We start from the raw sequence: 16,672 nt of genomic DNA, 5'->3' as shown, positions 1-16,672 counted from the left end.
CCGGTAAGCGCAGCGCCACCGGGCAAGGGTTTAACCGGAAATCTGCTCCATCGCCTGCAGAATACGCTTATCCGAAATCGGATACGGCGTACCGAGCTGCTGGGCAAAGAAGCTGACGCGCAGCTCCTCGATCATCCAGCGGATCGCCTGCACGTCTTCATCGTCGCGGCGCGCTGGCGGCAGCTTGTTCAGCCACTGCTGCCACGCCTGCTGCACGCTCTCCACTTTCAGCATCTGCGCGCGGTCGCGGTGCGGGTCGATAGCCATTTTCTCCAGCCGTTTTTCAATCGCCTGCAGATAGCGCAGCGTATCGCCAAGACGGTTGAAGCCGTTGCCGGTAACAAAGCCGCGGTAGACCAGTCCCGCCATCTGCGCCTTCACGTCCGACAGCCCCAGCGCCATGGTCATATCCACGCGCCCTTTCAGACGCTTGTTGATATTGAACACGGTGGTGAGGATCTGCTCGACCTGTTTGGCAATCTCCACCACGGTGTCGTTCAGCTCCGCACGCACCTTCTCGTGAAGCTGAGCAAAGCCCTCTTCCGTCCAGACCGGGCCGCCCGCCTCGTGGATCAGTTTGTCCACGCCACAGGAGATGCAGTCGTCAATCAGATCCAGCACTTTGCCGTACGGGTTAAAGTAGAGCCCCAGCTTGGCCTTGTTCGGCAGCTTCTCGTGCAGATACTTGATCGGCGACGGGATGTTGAGCAGCAGCAGACGACGCAGCCCGCGCCACATCATCTGCTGCTGTTCCTGCGGGTTATCAAACAGTTTGATCGCCACGCTGTCGCGCTCGTCCACCAGCGCAGGCCAGGCTTTCACCTTATAGTTACCGCGCTTCTGCTCGTAGCTTTCCGGAAGCTGGCCAAAGCTCCAGATATGCAGCCCGCTCTGCTCGATGCCGTCGTCGGCCACCGCAGACAGCGTCTCCTGGACTTTGCCTTTCAGCGCCTCTTTCAGCTCGCTCAGGGAACGCCCTTCCAGCAGCTTTTTGTTTTTATCGTCCACCACGCGGAAGCTGATTTTCAGGTGATCGGGCACCTGATCCCAGTTCCAGTCGTCGCGGTCAATGGTCGTTCCGGTCATGCGGCGGAACTCACGCTCCAGCGCGTCCAGCAGCGGCAGCTCCAGCGGCGTGACGCGGCCCAAAAACGCTTCCGCGTAGTTTGGCGCAGGCACAAAGTTGCGGCGCACCGGTTTCGGCAGGGATTTGATCAGCGCAATCACCAGCTCGCGGCGCAGGCCGGGGATTTGCCACTCGAAACCGCTCTCGTCCACCTGGTTTAACAGCGGTAGCGGAATGTGGACGGTCACGCCGTCCGCGTCTGCCCCCGGCTCAAACTGATAGGTCAGACGCAGCTTGAGGTTGCCCTGATGCCAGAAGTTCGGGTAGTCGAGCTTGCTGACCGACTCCGCGCCCTCTTTAATCAGCATGCTCTTTTCAAAGTTGAGCAGGTCCGGCGTCTCTTTGCTGGCCTTCTTCCACCAGCTGTCGAAATGGCGAGCGGAGATGACGTCGTGGCTGATGCGCTGGTCATAAAACTCGAACAGCGCTTCATCATCCACCAGAATGTCGCGGCGGCGCGATTTATGCTCCAGCTCTTCCACTTCAGCACGCAGCTTCAGGTTTTCACGGAAGAAGGCGTGGCGCGTCTGCCAGTCGCCCTCCACCAGCGCGTGGCGGATAAACAGCTCGCGGCACAGGGCAGGATCGATCTGACTGTAGTTGACCTTACGCGCGGCGACGACCGGCAGGCCGTAAACGGTCACTTTTTCGGTCGCCATCACCGCGCCCTGCGCGCGCTCCCAGTGCGGTTCACTGTACGAGCGCTTAAGCAGATGCTGCGCCACCGGCTCCACCCATTCCGGATCGATACGCGCGGCAATGCGTCCCCACAGGCGGCTGGTTTCCACCAGCTCCGCGACCATGGTCCACTTTGGCGGCTTCTTGAACAGGCCGGAACCGGGGAAGATGGAGAAACGGGCGTTACGCGCGCCGGTATACTCCTGCTTCTCGGCATCCTTCATCCCTATGTGGGACAGCAGGCCGGTCAGCAGCGCGATATGGATTTCGCGGTACTCCGCCGGTTCGCTGTTGACCGGAATGCCCAGCTCTTTCACCACCTGGCGCAGCTGGGTGTAGATATCCTGCCACTCGCGCACGCGCAGATAGTTGAGGAAATCTACGCGGCACTGACGGCGGAACTGATTCGAGGAGAGCGCCTTCTGCTGCTCGCCGAGGTAGTTCCACAGGTTCACAAAGGCGAGGAAATCGGACTCTTTATCGTGGAAGCGGCGGTGCTTTTCGTCCGACGCCTGCTGTTTGTCCATTGGACGCTCGCGCGGATCCTGAATGGAGAGCGCCGAGGTAATGATCATCGTCTCGCGCACGCAGCCGTGTTTTTGCGCTTCCAGCACCATGCGTGCCAGACGCGGGTCGACCGGCAGCTGGCTGAGCTGGCGACCCAGCGGCGTCAGCTTGTAGACCGTCGCCTGCTCGTCGGTGGTGATCGCTCCGAGCTCTTCCAGCAGACGCACGCCGTCCTGGATGTTGCGTTTATCCGGCGCTTCGACGAACGGAAACGCCGCGATGTCGCCCAGCCCCAGGGCGGTCATCTGCAGGATAACGGACGCCAGGTTGGTGCGCAGAATTTCCGGGTCGGTAAATTCCGGACGCGACAGGAAATCGTCTTCGGAATAGAGACGAATACAGATCCCTTCCGACACGCGGCCACAGCGGCCCTTACGCTGGTTAGCAGACGCCTGCGAAACGGGCTCAATCGGCAGCCGCTGAACCTTGGTACGGTAGCTGTAGCGGCTGATGCGCGCCGTACCCGGATCGATCACGTATTTAATGCCCGGCACGGTGAGCGAGGTTTCCGCCACGTTGGTCGCCAGGACGATACGGCGTCCGCTGTGCGGCTGGAAGACGCGGTTCTGTTCGCTATTGGACAGGCGGGCGTACAGCGGCAGGATCTCGGTGTGGCGCAGGTCGCGCTTACTGAGCGCATCGGCGGTATCGCGGATTTCGCGTTCGCCGCTCATGAAGATCAGAATGTCGCCCGCGCTTTCGTTACCCAGCTCGTCAACGGCATCGAAGATGGCCTGCAGCTGGTCGCGCTCGGTATCATCCGCCTCTTCCACAATCGGGCGATAGCGCACTTCCACGGGATACGTGCGACCTGACACCTCGATAATCGGCGCATTGTTGAAGTGCTTCGAGAAGCGCTCCGGATCGATGGTCGCGGAGGTGATGATCACTTTCAGATCCGGGCGACGCGGCAGCAGTTCTTTCAGGTAGCCGAGCAGGAAGTCGATGTTCAGGCTGCGCTCGTGCGCTTCATCAATGATGATGGTGTCATACTGCATCAGCAGGCGATCCTGCTGGATTTCCGCCAGCAGAATACCGTCGGTCATCAGTTTGACCATGGTGTTGTCGCTAACGTGATCGCTGAAACGGACCTTGTAGCCGATGCAGCCGCCCGGCTCCGTCTGCAGCTCTTCGGCAATACGGTTGGCAACGGTGCGCGCCGCCAGACGACGCGGCTGGGTGTGGCCAATCAGGCCTTTGATCCCGCGTCCCAGCTCCATACAGATTTTCGGCAACTGGGTGGTTTTCCCCGAACCGGTTTCACCCGCGACAATCACCACCTGGTGGTCGCGGACGGCCTCAAGAATGTCCTGTTTCTTCTGGCTGACGGGCAGGTTTTCCGGGTAGGTAATCGCCGGGCGCGCAGCTTCGCGCAGCACAACCTTCCCTGCTGCCTGTTCAATCTCTTTCGCCATCTCCTGGTAAATGGCCTGTTGTGCATCAGGATTTTTAACCTTCTTGACGCCGTGCAAACGGCGGGCGAAGCGCTGTTTGTCGCGCAGCGTCAGAGAATCGAGCTGTTGCAGGAGCATCGGGAAGGTGAATTTTTGTTGTTCTGTCATAGCGTTAAAGGGCAGTACACGCCCTGATAAACTCTCTTTTTAATGATTGCTATAGAGTACCACACTGACGCCTTTCGCGCCTTATTCAAAAAATTCGAACATAGGCTTCGATATATTGCGCTATCTCTGTGGCAGGATTGTGAATAGAGTGTCAACAAGCAACGGGGCACCCCCCTTCAATCAAATGCAACAACAGGAATCACCCATGAGCAAAGTATTAGTTTTGAAATCCAGCATTCTGGCAGGGTACTCTCAGTCTGGTCAGCTGTCTGATTACTTCGTTGAACAGTGGCGTGAACAGCATTCTGCTGACGAAATCACCGTGCGTGACCTGGCTGCAAACCCAATTCCTGTGCTGGATGGCGAGCTGGTTGGCGCGCTGCGCCCAAGCGATGCACCGCTGTCTCCACGCCAGCAGGAAGCCCTGGCCCTGTCCGACGAGCTGATTGCTGAGCTGCAGGCGCATGACGTTATCGTCATCAACGCCCCAATGTACAACTTCAACATTCCAACCCAGCTGAAGAACTACTTCGACCTGGTGGCGCGCGCTGGCGTAACCTTCCGTTACACCGAGAACGGCCCGGAAGGTCTGGTGAAAGGCAAGCGTGCGATCGTACTGACCAGCCGTGGCGGTATCCATAAAGACACCCCAACCGACCTGGTTGCGCCATACCTGAGCCTGTTCCTGGGCTTCATCGGCATCACTGACGTGAACTTCGTGTTCGCGGAAGGTATCGCTTACGGTCCTGAAGTGGCGACCAAAGCGCAGACCGACGCGAAAGCCGCCATCGACAGCCTGGTTGCAGCGTAAGACTTCACCCTCTCACCGCCCGGTGGGAGGGTTTTTCTTTTCCCCGCATTTCGTTATCATCCGCTCCCACTCTCCAGCCGGGCGGCCTGATGTCTGCGATTATTGATTCTTTTATTGCCCCACCGTGTCACGATGACATTCAGATCCTCTGGCAGGATGAACATCTGCTGCTGATCGACAAGCCTTCCGGCCTGCTCAGCCTCTCGGGCAAAAATCCGCAAAACCTTGATTCCGTCCATTATCGTCTGGTTCAGACGTTCCCGGGCTGCACGCTGGTGCACCGTCTGGATTTTGGTACGTCCGGGCTGATGGTGGTAGCGCGCAATAAGGCCATTAACGCGGCACTGTGCCAGCAGTTTAGCCAGCGCAGCGTGGAGAAAGTCTACTGCGCCCTGCTTTGCGGCCACGTGGAAAATGATGAAGGGGTTATTGATGCGCCGATTGCCAAAGACCCGGCGCTGTTCCCGCTGATGTCGATCTGCGCCATTACCGGTAAACCCGCCCGCTCCCGCTACCAGGTTGTGGAACGGTTTTATCAGGGGGCGGGATTACCGTTAACGCGGGTGAAACTGATCCCGGAGACCGGGCGAACCCATCAGCTGCGTATTCACTGCCAGCAGCTGGGACACCCGATTCTGGGCTGCGATCTGTATGGCGGTCTTGACGTGCCGGGTGCTGAGGAAACGCCCCGGTTGATGCTGCATGCCTGCGAGCTGAATTTTATTCATCCCGTGAGCGGCGAGCCGGTTAACGCCCGTCACGCCGCCCCGTTCTGAACGCGGTTTACCACATCAAATCGTCAGGGATTTTGAAGTCCGCGTACGGATCGTCTTCGTCCTGCTCTTCCTGGCTGAGCGCGCTGTTTAACACGATGCTGTCGGCATCGCGCTGGGCAATTTTATCGGCCACCACTGCCGGAATGATCGCGTAGTCGCAGTCACCGTTAGCATTGAGCACCAGGCGAGCAATCGCCAGACGGCCGTTGATCAGCTGGGTCTGCGTTTGCTTATCGACTTCAATCTTTTTAATCAGCGTACCGTCGGTAAAGTTAAAGGTGATGTTGCCTTTCGCCACGGTGATGCGGTTCATCTCAATCAGCTGCTTCACCTGCGCCTTAAACTCTTTCGCCAGCACGGCCTGCTTCTGCTGCTCGCTCAGCAGCTTATCACGCTCGATCTGCGCCTTCTTGTTCTCTTCTACCGCTTCCCGAGCCTCACGCGCCTGAACGCGTGATTTCTTTGCCGTACGCTGCACTTTCGCCGCTTTCTTGCTGCTGACGAGGCCCGCTTTCAGCATCTGCTCTTGTAAGGTGAGTTTTGTCATGATTGTTTCTAAACCGGTTGGAAATTTTGGGGATTATAGCGGGAATTGAGGAAAGAGTGCGACATTAGAGAATCGTAGGCCGGGTGAGTGCAGCGTCACCCGGCAAGAAGGCAGCGACACCTCAAGCGTTACACTTCATGAACTTCCCTCATGTTGCATTGAAATTAAGTCACTTCCCCTGCGCCACGGGCTCAGGCATAAATTATGCATTGGTAACTTCTTAGCAACATGAACTTAGGATGCATAACCACAATGAGCAAAGCTTTCACATATACCCTTAAGCGCAGTTGCTTCGATGAGAATTACAACCCGTCAGAAAATACGCGTACGACCACCAACTTCGCCAACCTGGCCCGCGGGGAAAAGCGTCAGGAGAACCTGCGCAATACCCTGGTGATGATCAACAACCGCTTTAACGCTTTAGCGCGCTGGGATAACCCAAACGCCGATCGCTATGCGGTTGAGCTTGAAATCATCTCTGTCGATTTGAATATTGGCGCGGAAAAACCGTTCCCGGCCATTGAGATACTGCAAACCACCATTGTCGACAAGAAAAACAACCAGCGTATCCCTGGCATCGTCGGGAATAACTTCTCGTCTTACGTGCGGGATTATGATTTCAGCGTCCTGCTCCTGGAGCACAACAAGAACCAACAGCACTTCAGCATTCCGGAAAAGTTTGGTGAACTGCACGGCAATATCTTCCGCCATTTTATGAGTTCACCGGAATACAAAGAGAACTTCACAAAAGGACCGGTGATTTGCCTGAGCGTCTCCAGCAAAGATACCTATCGCCGCACCGGTAATCAGCACCCCGTGCTGGGCGTTGAGTATCAGCCGGATGGCGAATCGCTCACGGAACAGTACTTCGCGAAGATGGGCCTAGACGTGCGCTACTTCATGCCGGAACACAGCGTGGCGCCGTTCGCGTTCTTCTTTACCGGGGATTTACTGAGCGACTACACCGATCTGGAACTGATCGCCACCATCAGCACGATGGAGACGTTCCAGAAGATCTATCGCCCGGAAATTTATAACGCCAACTCGGCGGCCGGACTGTGCTACCGACCGGATCTGAACCAGCAGGATCACTCATTAACCAAAATTGTGTATGACCGGGAAGAGCGAAGCCGTCTGGCGATTGAACAGGGTCGATTTACCGAAGAGTACTTCATTAAGCCTTACAAACACATTCTTGAGCAGTGGTCTGATAACTACACGCTTTAATACATCAAAAAAGGTCTTTTATTATGAAAACATTGCTCCCGACTTCAACGGCTGGCAGCCTGCCAAAGCCGACCTGGCTTGCGCAACCTGAAACGCTATGGTCACCCTGGAAATTGCAGGATCAGGAACTGCTGGCGGGCAAGCAGGATGCGCTGCGCCTGTCTCTGGATGAGCAGATCCGTGCGGGAATCGATATCGTCAGCGACGGGGAACAGACCCGCCAGCATTTCGTCACCACCTTTATTGAACACCTGAGCGGCGTCGATTTTGAGAACCGCCAGACGGTGCGCATTCGTAACCGCTATGACGCGAGCGTGCCGACCGTGGTCTCCGCCGTCGCGCGTCAGAAACCGGTCTTCGTCGACGATGCAAAGTACCTGCGCCAGCTCACAGACAAGCCGATCAAATGGGCTCTGCCGGGGCCAATGACCATGATCGACACCCTGTACGATGCGCACTATAAAAGCCGCGAAAAGCTGGCCTGGGAATTCGCCAAAATCCTCAACCAGGAAGCGCGAGAGCTAGAGGCCGCAGGCGTGGATATTATCCAGTTCGACGAACCGGCGTTTAACGTCTTTTTTGATGAGGTCAACGACTGGGGCATCGCCGCGCTGGAGCGCGCCATTGAAGGGCTGAAGTGCGAGACCGCGGTCCACATCTGCTACGGCTACGGCATTAAGGCCAATACCGACTGGAAAAAGACGCTCGGATCCGAGTGGCGCCAGTACGAAGAGGCCTTCCCTAAGCTGCAGACCTCTAACATCGACATCATCTCCCTGGAATGCCACAACTCCCGCGTGCCGATGGATCTGCTTGAGCTGATCCGCGGCAAGAAAGTGATGGTTGGCGCGATTGACGTAGCAACCAACACAGTTGAAACGCCGGAGGAAGTGGCCGATACGCTGCGTAAAGCGCTGCAGTTTGTCGACGCCGACAAGCTGTATCCGTCAACCAACTGCGGCATGGCTCCCCTCTCCCGTCAGGTGGCTAACGGCAAGCTGAGAGCACTCAGCGCTGGCGCTGAGATTATCCGCAAAGAGCTTGGCGCGTAATCCCCTTACCTTTGCCAGTAAAGCGGCGTACCAAAACGCTCAACGTAATAATCAATTACCGCCCTGACATTCAGGGGCGGATGTCGGGCATCGGGGTAGATCGCCGCGATCGCTTGCTGTTCCGTATTGATGGCACACTCCAGCGTGGGCAGGAGCGGAATCAGCTCACCGCGCTGGAGCGGCTCGCTCACCAGCCAGTCCGGGAACAGCACAATCCCCATCCCGCCTCGCGCCGCAGCCAGCAGCGCTTCCGCATTATTCGAGGTCATCAATGGCGTCACGGGATAGTGTATCCACGCCTCGCCCGCTCTGCGCAACAGCCAGCGGTTAGGCCCTGACGATCCACGATAGACAAGACAGTGATGGCGATTCAGATCGTCCGGCCCTTCAGGCGCACCGTGTCTACGCACGTAATCTGGCGACGCGGCCAGATGATACACCTGCTGCCCGAACACCCGCGCCCGAAACGAGGAGTCCGTCAGCACGCCAATGCGGAAGATAAGGTCTGCCGCATCCCGGTGGGGGTCAATAAAATCATCGGTCAACGTCAACTCTACGTTCAGGCGGGGATAGCGTTCCGACAGGCCGGGAAGTCCCGGGGCTATATGCTTCTGGCCGAAAAACACCGGTCCGTTAATGCGGATCGCACCGGACGGTTCCACCGCACGCGCGTCCAGCTCCCGGCGCGCCTCTTCCAGGTTTTCCGCCATTGACCGGGCGTAACGGATAAACAGATGACCGCTTTCCGTGGGAATGACGGCCCGCGTATTGCGATAGAAAAGCTGCTGCCCGAGCGCATCCTCAAGCTGGTGGATCACACGCGATATCTGCGAGGCCGATATCCCCTGCCGCCGCGCCACGACGGAGAAGTTCTGCGCTTCATACACGTCGATAAAGATCAGCAGCGCGCGGATGTTGATGTTGCTGGCGTCAACCATTAATGCATTTCTCGCAAAGGTGTTTACTGCATTATGGCATTTTTCTCATTGAACAACCCACGTAATCTTCTTCGCCTGAAAACGGAGGAAGAAGAATGCAGTTTGTTTTGATTTTACTGGTGATTGCTGGCGGGATGGGCCTCTCCGTCGAGGCGGGCCTGCTGGGACCGCTGGGGGGAAAGGTCGGGGATTTATGGGCGACGTTCAGCATTTTTGGCGTCGGTGCCGCGCTAACGTTTCTGCTGATGCTGTTTTTCAGCCCGCGCAACAGCCCGTCGTTTTTCGCACAGCCCGGCTGGCAGCTGCTCGGCGGCGTGCTCGGTCCGGTATACGTGGTCATCCTGACCGTGGCGACACCCACCATCGGCATCGCCATGACCATGATTGGCATTCTGGCCGGCCAGGTCTTTAAAAGCCTGATCATTGATCATTATGGTCTGCTGGGTTCGCCGCACAGGAAGATAAACGCAAAGCGCATTATCGCACTGGGGTTCATTATTGCGGCACTGGTTCTGGTCGCGCAGGGGTAACGTATGACACTGATTATGATTCTTCTGGCCGTGTGCGGCGGCGCAACGCTAAGCATTCAGGCCGCCATTAACGGCCAGCTCGGCAGCAGCGTGGGGGTATTTAAAAGCGCGTTTCTGACCTTCTCCGTCGGCGCGCTGGTGACCGCCCTGCTGATTTTCTTCTTTGAGCCTAAGCAGGCCGTCAGCCTGCTGGACGTGCCGAAATGGCAGCTTCTCGGGGCAATGTTTGGCGTGCCTTATATTGTGATTATGGTCGTGGCGGTGCAGCGCATCGGCACCGCCGTCGCCACGGTGGCGGTCATCTTTGGCCAGCTCGCCATGAGCATGTTGATTGATCACTTTGGCTGGCTGGGTAATCCCGCCATTTCGTTTTCGCCGAGCCGTCTGGGGGCGGTGGTCTGCCTGGGGATTGCACTTTTCTTTATTTACTCGGGTAGTAAAACCCGTTCTGCCGGGGCATGACATCACACCTTGCGGACACAGCGTAGACACGAAACAGTTCCCTCGCCCCTTTGGGGAGAGGGTTAGGGTGAGGGGGAACATACGGCTGTAGTGGTCATTCCGTTCACTTTATGTTCCTTGCTACTCTGTAACGACATGACCTGTGAACGTGCCAGGGTGGCTCAATCGCCACCACCCTGGCGACCCGGGCTCCCGGCGGTAAATCGCCGCTTCGCGGTCCCTTCGGCTTATTCCTTCCGGCTTATCGGGGACGGGCGGAGGTAACATCCCTGTAAAGCCCGCCCTCTCGGCGCATCCCTGCGCCTCGCCCCGGCCTGCAGGAAACGCCTCAGCGATTTACAGCCGTACCAGGTCATCGCTGCAAAATAATCATGTCATTTAAAAAATCCGAATCGCTTCTGGTTACAAATTGAGTGGGGATCCCTTATCTCTTGGTGAAAAACAACGTCACCGTGGCGACGGTGACGCCCAGTTTCTTCATCTCGGTTTTATTAAACAGATGGTTCTCATCCTGCAGGTACATCCAGTCGTCAAAGTTCAGTAGCCAGGTGCTGCCGTTGGCCTTCACGTTCATGCTGTAATGCCAGTTGAACGCGTTGCCTGCGGCCTGCCCCGTCGCTACCCCTTCGATATCACCCGCCGTGCCCTCATAGCGATCGTTCCCCAGGCGCCGGATATGCCAGACTCGCTGCTGCTTCTCGCCGTCGTCGTAAACGAAGTGCTCGTTCAGGGTCAGCGTATCGCCGATAACGTCCCCGGCAATCTCAACGTGAAAACGTCGGATCTGCTTGCCGCTGCGATCCTGCACCATCCCCCACGCGTCGGTTTTGCCCTGGAAGAAGTGGAAGATATCCAGCCGCGGCTGCTGCTGGCGGTATTCGGTCACCTCTGTGCTACAGCCCGCCAGCAGCATCGTTAATGCCAGCACCATCATCAGGAAACGTTTCATTTTTGGCCTCCGATTAACTGCTGACGCAGCTCAGGATATTGCGTACGGGGAGCCAGCCAGATGGCCAGAAAGCGGGTACTGAACGCTTCTGACTGGCGTGGTCCCAGGGGAGTAAAGGTTTTCTGAAGGGTCGGATCGCGGTACCAGAACTGCCCCTGCTGGTCATCAAGGACAAACGCCAGCTGTGAGCCCGGTCGAACATCCGGCCACAGCGACCGGAGCATCCGCAGCCAGGCTTCGCTTTGCGGTTCCTGCGCCAGGATCCCCTGCGCCTGCCACTGGTCGCGGGTCGCCTCGACCAGCTCATCGCGATCGATGTCACGCGCATAGGTAATTATCAGCGCCTGATCCTGGTTCTCCCGACCGTAACGTCCGTCCGGCGTACGCAGCTGGGAGGTGTAGACGGTGAACGGCCCCCAGGTGAGCGTGGCATCGCCCACCTTACGCCACGCCAGCCAGTCGGCGGCCTGGGCCGCGGGCATGGCGATCAGCCAAAGCAGCAAAATCGCAGCTCTCATTTTTGTCTCCCCATCAGCAGGTGGAAAAACAGCATCAACACCAGCCAACCCGGCGCCATCCAGCTGACGACGATAAAAGTCGGCTCCAGAAATGTGATGGCATCCAGCCGCTCGCCAATCAGGTACGCCACCGGGCCTCCCACGACGGCCAGCAGGGTCAGCAGCCAGCCGGGCAACGTGGTGGTGCGCGTAAGCTGCGTCCAGACGGTGGCGAACATCAGCCACAATGCCACCATCCATAGCGGCATCAGAGACTCGCCCGTGAAGGCTATCAGTCCCGTCAGCGCCCAGAGCGTATCCAGCAAACTGCCCGCCGCGGCCAGCCCGATGGCGTAAAAACGGTATACAGACGGCAAGAGCAGGCACGCCAGGATCGCCAGCGCGAGCCAGATAATCAGGCCCTTTTCGCGAAAGAGCACCACCAGCGTCCAGTAAAGATCGAACGCGACGGTCAGCAGAAAGACCTGAAGATATCGTTTCATACGCGCTCGGCGGTCAGCTGCACCACGCTGATGGTGCGGGCGTTAAACCCGGCTTCGCAGTAGCCAAAGTAGTACAGCCACATGCGGCGGAACCGCTCATCAAAGCCGAGCTTTTCAATCTCCTGCCAGGCGTGGACAAAGCGCTGCCGCCAGTGCGCCAGCGTGCGGGCGTAGTCCGGCCCCATGTCGAACAGATTGCGCACCACGAAATCGGTGTGGCGCGTCATCAGATCGTTCATCGCGGTGATGCTCGGCAGAAAACCGCCGGGGAAAATGTAGCGCTGGATAAAATCGACGCTTTTGCTGTAGTCGCGATAGCGCTGGTCCTGAATGGTGATGGCCTGAATCGCCATGCGTCCTCCCGGGCGCAGCCGCGCCTGGCAGGTACGGAAGAACGTGGGCAGATAGCGCTGCCCGACGGCTTCAATCATCTCTATCGAGACCAGCTTGTCGTACTGCCCGGTGAGGTCGCGATAGTCGCAGAGCAGCACCTCGACCCGATCCTGCAGTCCGGCGCGGGCAATCCGCTCGGTCGCCCAGACGTATTGCTCCTGCGATAGCGTGGTGGTGGTCACCCGACAGCCATAATGTCGGGCCGCGTATTCCGCCATCGCCCCCCAGCCAGTGCCAATTTCCAGCAGATGATCGCCCGGCTTCAGCGCCAGCTGTTCGCACAGACGCGCCATTTTGGCCTGCTGGGCCGCCGTGAGATCCTGTTCTTCCTCCGTAAACAAGGCGCTGGAATAGAGGAGCTCCTTATCCAGAAAATGGGCATAGAAGGTGTTACCCAGATCGTAATGGGCGGCAATATTTTCACGCGCCTGCGCGCGGGAGTTTCGTCGCGTCCAGTGGCGTAGCCGCTCCAGCGGCCTGCCGAACAGACGGAACCCGTTTTCCAGACGGCCAAGCACCTCGCCGTTGAGCGCCAGAAGTTCCAGTAGCGGCGTAAGGTGCGTAGTTTCCCATTCGCCGTCCATCCAGGCTTCTGCCGCGGCAAGGCTCCCGCCCGTTAAGACGCGCCAGTAGACGCCGGGCGTCAGGATCTGTACGTCGGCATGCAGCGCGGAGGCTGACTCACCAAAATGAAAGGTCTGCGCCCCCTCTCGCAGCGTGAGCGAGCCACCGCGGATACCGCTTAACAGACGAAAAAGCAGCCAGCGCGCAAGGCGCACGTTGCGCGGGATATCGGGTTCTAACGCAAAGACGGGATCGGTCATGAGCGTTCACTCCTGCTGACGGGATGGTTATACAGCGGCACGCGCTTGAGCCACAGGCGCAGCGCCTGCCAGTAAATGGCGAAAACAGTTTTCAGGGTCATGAGCGGGATGCGCACCAAAAGCGAACGCAGCGCGGGGCGCGTCAGAGGCTCCCGGCGCAGCGCCAGCGTGGCGTCGAACACCTTCGCCTCCTGATGATTTTCAATGTGCATATGCAGCGTGTTATCCGGGTCGTTGAAGCGCCAGTGGTAGATCATGTCCATCGGGTTGAAGGGGGAAACGTGAAACGCTTTTTCCGTCGGCTGGGCATGTTGCCCGTCGACCGCGTAATAATGCCGCTCGTTCCACGGCGTGTTGCGGACCTCCGCCAGCAGCCAGCGCAGGGTACCCTTTCCGTCATAGCAGTAGTAAAAGTTGACCGGATTGAAATGGAACCCGAAATAGCGCAGCTGCGTCAGGAGCATCACCCGCCCGTCCGGACGTTCCCCGGTCAGGCTCTCCAGCCTGCTTAGCACGTTCTCTTTAAGCGGCGTGCCGAGCGGATAGTCCGCGTCATGGAAAGAGGCGGCAGCAAAGCGATTGCGCCGCACGCCGACGGACGCGAGCTGCGGCAGCTCATCGAGATCCAGCCAGGCCATAAACACGCTGTAGCGAAATTCATGGGTTTTCGGCTGCAGGCGGCGGTGGCGTAATACGCCGTGGTAAAGGCAGCTGTTCATCTCAGTTCCCCTCCCCGGCCGCTATCGCATTGACCACGTCCAGCGCGCTGCGCACCCCGTCCTCATGAAAACCGTTGTACCAGTAGGCTCCGCAGAACCAGCTCCGCCGGTGGCCGTTGATCTCGCCGCGCCGCGCCTGCGCCCGCCAGCTTTGCGGGTTAAACAGCGGATGCTCATAAACGAAGCGTTGCAGAACGAAGCGCTCATCCACCGGCGCGTCCGGGTTCAGGGTGACGCAGAACAGCGGGCTGCCCGCAGGCAGCCCCTGCAGGATATTCATGTTGTAGGTGACACAGGCGCTGGCCTGCGCCTGCTCGCTCAGGCGGTAGTTCCAGCTCGCCCAGGCGCGCGGCCGCACCGGCAGCCAGCGCGGGTCGCTGTGCAACACAACCTCGTTGCGCTGCCAGCCGATATCGCCCAGCACCTCGCGCTCTGCGGTGGTCGGGTCGTCAAGCATGGCCAGCGCCTGAGCGGAGTGGCAGGCAAATATCACCTGATCGAAGGTATGGCTGCCGTTTTCGAGCTGGAGCGTGACCCCGCGCTCGTGGCGGCTCACCCGCTGAACCGGCGTATTGAGATGCAGCGTCAGCCGATCGCCCAATTTGTCCCGCATCGCGCGGATATACTCCCGCGAGCCGCCCGGCACCACGTACCACTGCGGGCGATGGGTGATATCCAGCAGACCGTGGTTTTGGAAGAAACGTAAAAAGAGCGGCAGCGGGAAGCGCGTCATCTCCTGCAGCGACGATGACCAGATGGCGGCCCCCATCGGCAGAATGTAGTGGCGCGCAAAAAACGGCGTGAAGCCGTGCTGGTCCAGAAACGTCTGCAGCGTGGCGTTCGGATCCACTTCCCCGTCCAGCGCCTGTTTTGCCAGGCGGTTAAAGCGTACGATCTCGCCCAGTAGCCGCCAGAATGCCGGATTCACCAGGTTTCGACGCTGGGCAAACAGCGACGTCAGCGTGTGGCCGTTGTACTCAAACCCCGTCGCGGGGTCGTGCACCGAAAAGCTCATCTGCGTTTTTTGCCCGCTGATGCCCAGCTCGCTGAGCAGGCCCATAAAGCGCGGGTAGGTACGGTCGTTGTAGACGATAAACCCGGTATCGATCGCGTATGTACCCTGTGGCGTCGTCACGTCAACCGTTGCGGTATGGCCGCCCGGCGTCGATCCCGCTTCAAACAGGGTCACCTGATGGTGTCCGGCCAGGCGCCAGGCGCAGGTCAGCCCGGCAATGCCGCTGCCGATAATCGCAATTTTCATGAACGCACCATCCTGCGCAGCAGCGTGCGCTGAAGAAACGCAGGCAGCCCGGAAAGCAGCCGCAAAATGAAGCCAAACCCGGACGGAAACGCGATGTGCATTTTCCCAGCCGCCAGTCCGATACGGATCGCCTTGACCGCCTCGTCGACGGTTACTCTGCCCGGCATGGCAAAATCGTTTTTTTGCGTCAGGGGCGTATCGACAAAGCCCGGAGAGACAACCGTGACGGCAATCCCTTTTGGCTCCCAGTCCAGGCGCAGGCTCTCGGCAAACCAGCTCAGCGCCGCTTTGGACGCGCCGTAGGCCTCTGCACGCGGGAAGGGAAGCCAGTGCGCCATCGAACTCACCAGCACCACACGGTTACCGGCAACCAGCTGCGGTTGTAGCGCCTCAAGGCAGTTCACCGGCCCGAGGAAATTGGTGTTCATGACCCGCTCCACCAGCGCCGCATCCACCACGCCACCGTCGAGGTATTCGCAGGTACCCGCGCAGAGAATAATCAGGTCGGCGTAGCTGCCGGTCAGCGCCTGGCGACAGGCGTCCCTGTCCGTCATATCGAACAGGCGCACGGTGAGATTGGGACAGGTCTGATGCAGCGCTTCCAGACGCGCCGGATCGCGCCCGCAGGCAATCACATGGTAGCCGTCAGCAGAGAAGGATTTCGCCAGCCCGGCGCCAATCCCCGAGCTTGCGCCGGTAATCAACACCGTCTTCATGATTTCACCCTCCGCTTCACGCCGCGAACCGCCCAGCCCAGCAGAGGAAGATGTTCGTAGATCATCTCTCCCGCATCGTAGTAGTCCCGCTGGCGCGTGATGAGATCGTTTTCCGTCTCCACCACCGAGCACCCCGGCAGATCGAGCGGTTCGCCTCCGGCAATGCGCGGATGCGACCAGTGCATCACCCAGGTGACAACAAATCGATTCCCGCTGCACAGCGGCGGATCGATAGAAAAACGGCAGTTCTCGACGTTGGCCAGCAGATGGGTGAAATAGCGCTGAAGCGCAAAAATACCGTTGTGCTCACCGAAGGGATCGATAAGCGTGGCATTCGAATGATAAAGCCCCGCCAGCGCGGACGGCGGCTGGCTATCCAGTGCGGCGTAGTACTCGACAAACCGACTCACGACAGAGGGCAAAGTGCTCATGGGTCACATCCTGGCTGTAAACAACGTGGCGTAATCGCATAATTAAAACTTACACAATTAACGTTATTTGTCCAAGTTTGTGCGAATTTATTTTTTATTACAC

The 16,672-nt window shown here is 58.5% G+C and carries 17 protein-coding genes; 6 read left to right on the top strand and 11 right to left on the bottom strand.

Translation table 11 applies throughout. The features are described from left to right. Positions 1 to 30: 30 nt before the first annotated feature. Positions 31 to 3,933 carry an ATP-dependent RNA helicase HrpA gene (gene hrpA, locus ACMGGQ_RS09105; RefSeq protein WP_248221346.1) on the bottom strand — a complete coding sequence of 1,301 codons (3,903 nt, stop codon included), beginning with the start codon at positions 3,931 to 3,933 and terminating at the stop codon, positions 31 to 33. Positions 3,934 to 4,138: 205 nt separating this feature from the next. Between hrpA and azoR the strand changes: the two genes are divergently transcribed. Both azoR and ACMGGQ_RS09095 read left to right on the top strand, forming a co-directional pair. Beyond that, positions 4,139 to 4,744 carry an FMN-dependent NADH-azoreductase gene (azoR, locus tag ACMGGQ_RS09100; protein WP_008502313.1) on the top strand — a complete coding sequence of 202 codons (606 nt, stop codon included), beginning with the start codon at positions 4,139 to 4,141 and terminating at the stop codon, positions 4,742 to 4,744. Positions 4,745 to 4,833: 89 nt separating this feature from the next. Further along, the gene (locus tag ACMGGQ_RS09095) at positions 4,834 to 5,520 is read left to right on the top strand and encodes an RluA family pseudouridine synthase (RefSeq protein ID WP_420289898.1); all 687 of its coding nucleotides are present in this window, start codon (positions 4,834 to 4,836) and stop codon (positions 5,518 to 5,520) included. 7 nt (positions 5,521 to 5,527) lie between these two features. Here ACMGGQ_RS09095 and ACMGGQ_RS09090 read toward each other — a convergent pair whose 3' ends face one another. After that, the gene (locus ACMGGQ_RS09090) at positions 5,528 to 6,067 is read right to left on the bottom strand and encodes a DUF2058 domain-containing protein (protein ID WP_008502315.1); all 540 of its coding nucleotides are present in this window, start codon (positions 6,065 to 6,067) and stop codon (positions 5,528 to 5,530) included. Between the two features lie 252 nt (positions 6,068 to 6,319). Between ACMGGQ_RS09090 and ACMGGQ_RS09085 the strand changes: the two genes are divergently transcribed. Continuing rightward, on the top strand, positions 6,320 to 7,294 hold the full coding sequence (locus ACMGGQ_RS09085; protein WP_420289897.1) for a DUF1852 domain-containing protein: 975 nt from the start codon (positions 6,320 to 6,322) through the stop codon (positions 7,292 to 7,294). Positions 7,295 to 7,317: 23 nt separating this feature from the next. Continuing rightward, a complete protein-coding gene (locus ACMGGQ_RS09080; RefSeq protein ID WP_048030571.1) occupies positions 7,318 to 8,346 on the top strand; it encodes a methionine synthase in 1,029 nt (342 codons plus the stop codon). A gap of 5 nt (positions 8,347 to 8,351) precedes the next feature. Here the strand turns inward: ACMGGQ_RS09080 and ACMGGQ_RS09075 are convergent, their stop codons facing one another. Beyond that, the gene (locus tag ACMGGQ_RS09075) at positions 8,352 to 9,284 is read right to left on the bottom strand and encodes a LysR family transcriptional regulator (protein WP_048030574.1); all 933 of its coding nucleotides are present in this window, start codon (positions 9,282 to 9,284) and stop codon (positions 8,352 to 8,354) included. A gap of 95 nt (positions 9,285 to 9,379) precedes the next feature. Between ACMGGQ_RS09075 and ACMGGQ_RS09070 the strand changes: the two genes are divergently transcribed. Further along, complete coding sequence (locus ACMGGQ_RS09070; RefSeq protein ID WP_045910475.1) at positions 9,380 to 9,814, top strand: DMT family transporter; 435 nt, start codon at positions 9,380 to 9,382, stop codon at positions 9,812 to 9,814. A gap of 3 nt (positions 9,815 to 9,817) precedes the next feature. After that, positions 9,818 to 10,276, top strand: coding sequence for a DMT family transporter (locus ACMGGQ_RS09065; protein ID WP_196346287.1), 459 nt, complete (start codon positions 9,818 to 9,820; stop codon positions 10,274 to 10,276). Positions 10,277 to 10,700: 424 nt separating this feature from the next. On the opposite strand, the gene ACMGGQ_RS09060 is transcribed toward ACMGGQ_RS09065, so the two are convergent. Genes ACMGGQ_RS09060 through ACMGGQ_RS09025 form a run of 8 tightly spaced genes read right to left on the bottom strand, consistent with a single transcriptional unit; the run spans position 10,701 to position 16,569 of the window. Continuing rightward, complete coding sequence (locus ACMGGQ_RS09060; protein WP_420289896.1) at positions 10,701 to 11,225, bottom strand: DUF3833 domain-containing protein; 525 nt, start codon at positions 11,223 to 11,225, stop codon at positions 10,701 to 10,703. After that, positions 11,222 to 11,743, bottom strand: coding sequence for a hypothetical protein (locus ACMGGQ_RS09055; RefSeq protein ID WP_420289895.1), 522 nt, complete (start codon positions 11,741 to 11,743; stop codon positions 11,222 to 11,224). Before ACMGGQ_RS09055 ends, ACMGGQ_RS09060 begins: the two co-directional genes overlap by 4 nt. Continuing rightward, positions 11,740 to 12,225, bottom strand: coding sequence for a DUF2878 domain-containing protein (locus tag ACMGGQ_RS09050; protein ID WP_420289894.1), 486 nt, complete (start codon positions 12,223 to 12,225; stop codon positions 11,740 to 11,742). The genes ACMGGQ_RS09055 and ACMGGQ_RS09050 overlap by 4 nt, the downstream gene beginning before the upstream one ends. After that, positions 12,222 to 13,442, bottom strand: coding sequence for a class I SAM-dependent methyltransferase (locus ACMGGQ_RS09045; RefSeq protein WP_414455152.1), 1,221 nt, complete (start codon positions 13,440 to 13,442; stop codon positions 12,222 to 12,224). The genes ACMGGQ_RS09050 and ACMGGQ_RS09045 overlap by 4 nt, the downstream gene beginning before the upstream one ends. Then, on the bottom strand, positions 13,439 to 14,161 hold the full coding sequence (locus ACMGGQ_RS09040) for a DUF1365 domain-containing protein (RefSeq protein ID WP_223540447.1): 723 nt from the start codon (positions 14,159 to 14,161) through the stop codon (positions 13,439 to 13,441). The genes ACMGGQ_RS09045 and ACMGGQ_RS09040 overlap by 4 nt, the downstream gene beginning before the upstream one ends. A 1-nt stretch (position 14,162) precedes the next feature. Then, positions 14,163 to 15,422 carry an NAD(P)/FAD-dependent oxidoreductase gene (locus tag ACMGGQ_RS09035; protein ID WP_420289893.1) on the bottom strand — a complete coding sequence of 420 codons (1,260 nt, stop codon included), beginning with the start codon at positions 15,420 to 15,422 and terminating at the stop codon, positions 14,163 to 14,165. Next, positions 15,419 to 16,138 carry an SDR family NAD(P)-dependent oxidoreductase gene (locus tag ACMGGQ_RS09030; RefSeq protein ID WP_420289892.1) on the bottom strand — a complete coding sequence of 240 codons (720 nt, stop codon included), beginning with the start codon at positions 16,136 to 16,138 and terminating at the stop codon, positions 15,419 to 15,421. Before ACMGGQ_RS09030 ends, ACMGGQ_RS09035 begins: the two co-directional genes overlap by 4 nt. After that, positions 16,135 to 16,569 carry a nuclear transport factor 2 family protein gene (locus ACMGGQ_RS09025; RefSeq protein WP_045910466.1) on the bottom strand — a complete coding sequence of 145 codons (435 nt, stop codon included), beginning with the start codon at positions 16,567 to 16,569 and terminating at the stop codon, positions 16,135 to 16,137. Before ACMGGQ_RS09025 ends, ACMGGQ_RS09030 begins: the two co-directional genes overlap by 4 nt. Between the last annotated feature and the right edge of the window lie 103 nt (positions 16,570 to 16,672).

This window comes from Enterobacter sp. BNK-13 (assembly GCF_048685015.1).
Lineage (GTDB): Bacteria > Pseudomonadota > Gammaproteobacteria > Enterobacterales > Enterobacteriaceae > Enterobacter > Enterobacter quasiroggenkampii.
This window is presented reverse-complemented; position numbering and strand designations above follow the sequence as displayed.

Coding starts and splice junctions, on each gene's coding strand:
- hrpA (WP_248221346.1), bottom strand. CDS start 3,933: ATGACAGAACAACAAAAATTCACCTTCCCGATGCTCCTGCAACAGCTC.
- ACMGGQ_RS09060 (WP_420289896.1), bottom strand. CDS start 11,225: ATGAAACGTTTCCTGATGATGGTGCTGGCATTAACGATGCTGCTGGCG.
- ACMGGQ_RS09040 (WP_223540447.1), bottom strand. CDS start 14,161: ATGAACAGCTGCCTTTACCACGGCGTATTACGCCACCGCCGCCTGCAG.
- ACMGGQ_RS09050 (WP_420289894.1), bottom strand. CDS start 12,225: ATGAAACGATATCTTCAGGTCTTTCTGCTGACCGTCGCGTTCGATCTT.
- ACMGGQ_RS09045 (WP_414455152.1), bottom strand. CDS start 13,442: ATGACCGATCCCGTCTTTGCGTTAGAACCCGATATCCCGCGCAACGTG.
- ACMGGQ_RS09080 (WP_048030571.1), top strand. CDS start 7,318: ATGAAAACATTGCTCCCGACTTCAACGGCTGGCAGCCTGCCAAAGCCG.
- ACMGGQ_RS09055 (WP_420289895.1), bottom strand. CDS start 11,743: ATGAGAGCTGCGATTTTGCTGCTTTGGCTGATCGCCATGCCCGCGGCC.
- ACMGGQ_RS09030 (WP_420289892.1), bottom strand. CDS start 16,138: ATGAAGACGGTGTTGATTACCGGCGCAAGCTCGGGGATTGGCGCCGGG.
- ACMGGQ_RS09035 (WP_420289893.1), bottom strand. CDS start 15,422: ATGAAAATTGCGATTATCGGCAGCGGCATTGCCGGGCTGACCTGCGCC.
- ACMGGQ_RS09065 (WP_196346287.1), top strand. CDS start 9,818: ATGACACTGATTATGATTCTTCTGGCCGTGTGCGGCGGCGCAACGCTA.
- ACMGGQ_RS09070 (WP_045910475.1), top strand. CDS start 9,380: ATGCAGTTTGTTTTGATTTTACTGGTGATTGCTGGCGGGATGGGCCTC.
- azoR (WP_008502313.1), top strand. CDS start 4,139: ATGAGCAAAGTATTAGTTTTGAAATCCAGCATTCTGGCAGGGTACTCT.
- ACMGGQ_RS09075 (WP_048030574.1), bottom strand. CDS start 9,284: ATGGTTGACGCCAGCAACATCAACATCCGCGCGCTGCTGATCTTTATC.
- ACMGGQ_RS09025 (WP_045910466.1), bottom strand. CDS start 16,569: ATGAGCACTTTGCCCTCTGTCGTGAGTCGGTTTGTCGAGTACTACGCC.
- ACMGGQ_RS09085 (WP_420289897.1), top strand. CDS start 6,320: ATGAGCAAAGCTTTCACATATACCCTTAAGCGCAGTTGCTTCGATGAG.
- ACMGGQ_RS09095 (WP_420289898.1), top strand. CDS start 4,834: ATGTCTGCGATTATTGATTCTTTTATTGCCCCACCGTGTCACGATGAC.
- ACMGGQ_RS09090 (WP_008502315.1), bottom strand. CDS start 6,067: ATGACAAAACTCACCTTACAAGAGCAGATGCTGAAAGCGGGCCTCGTC.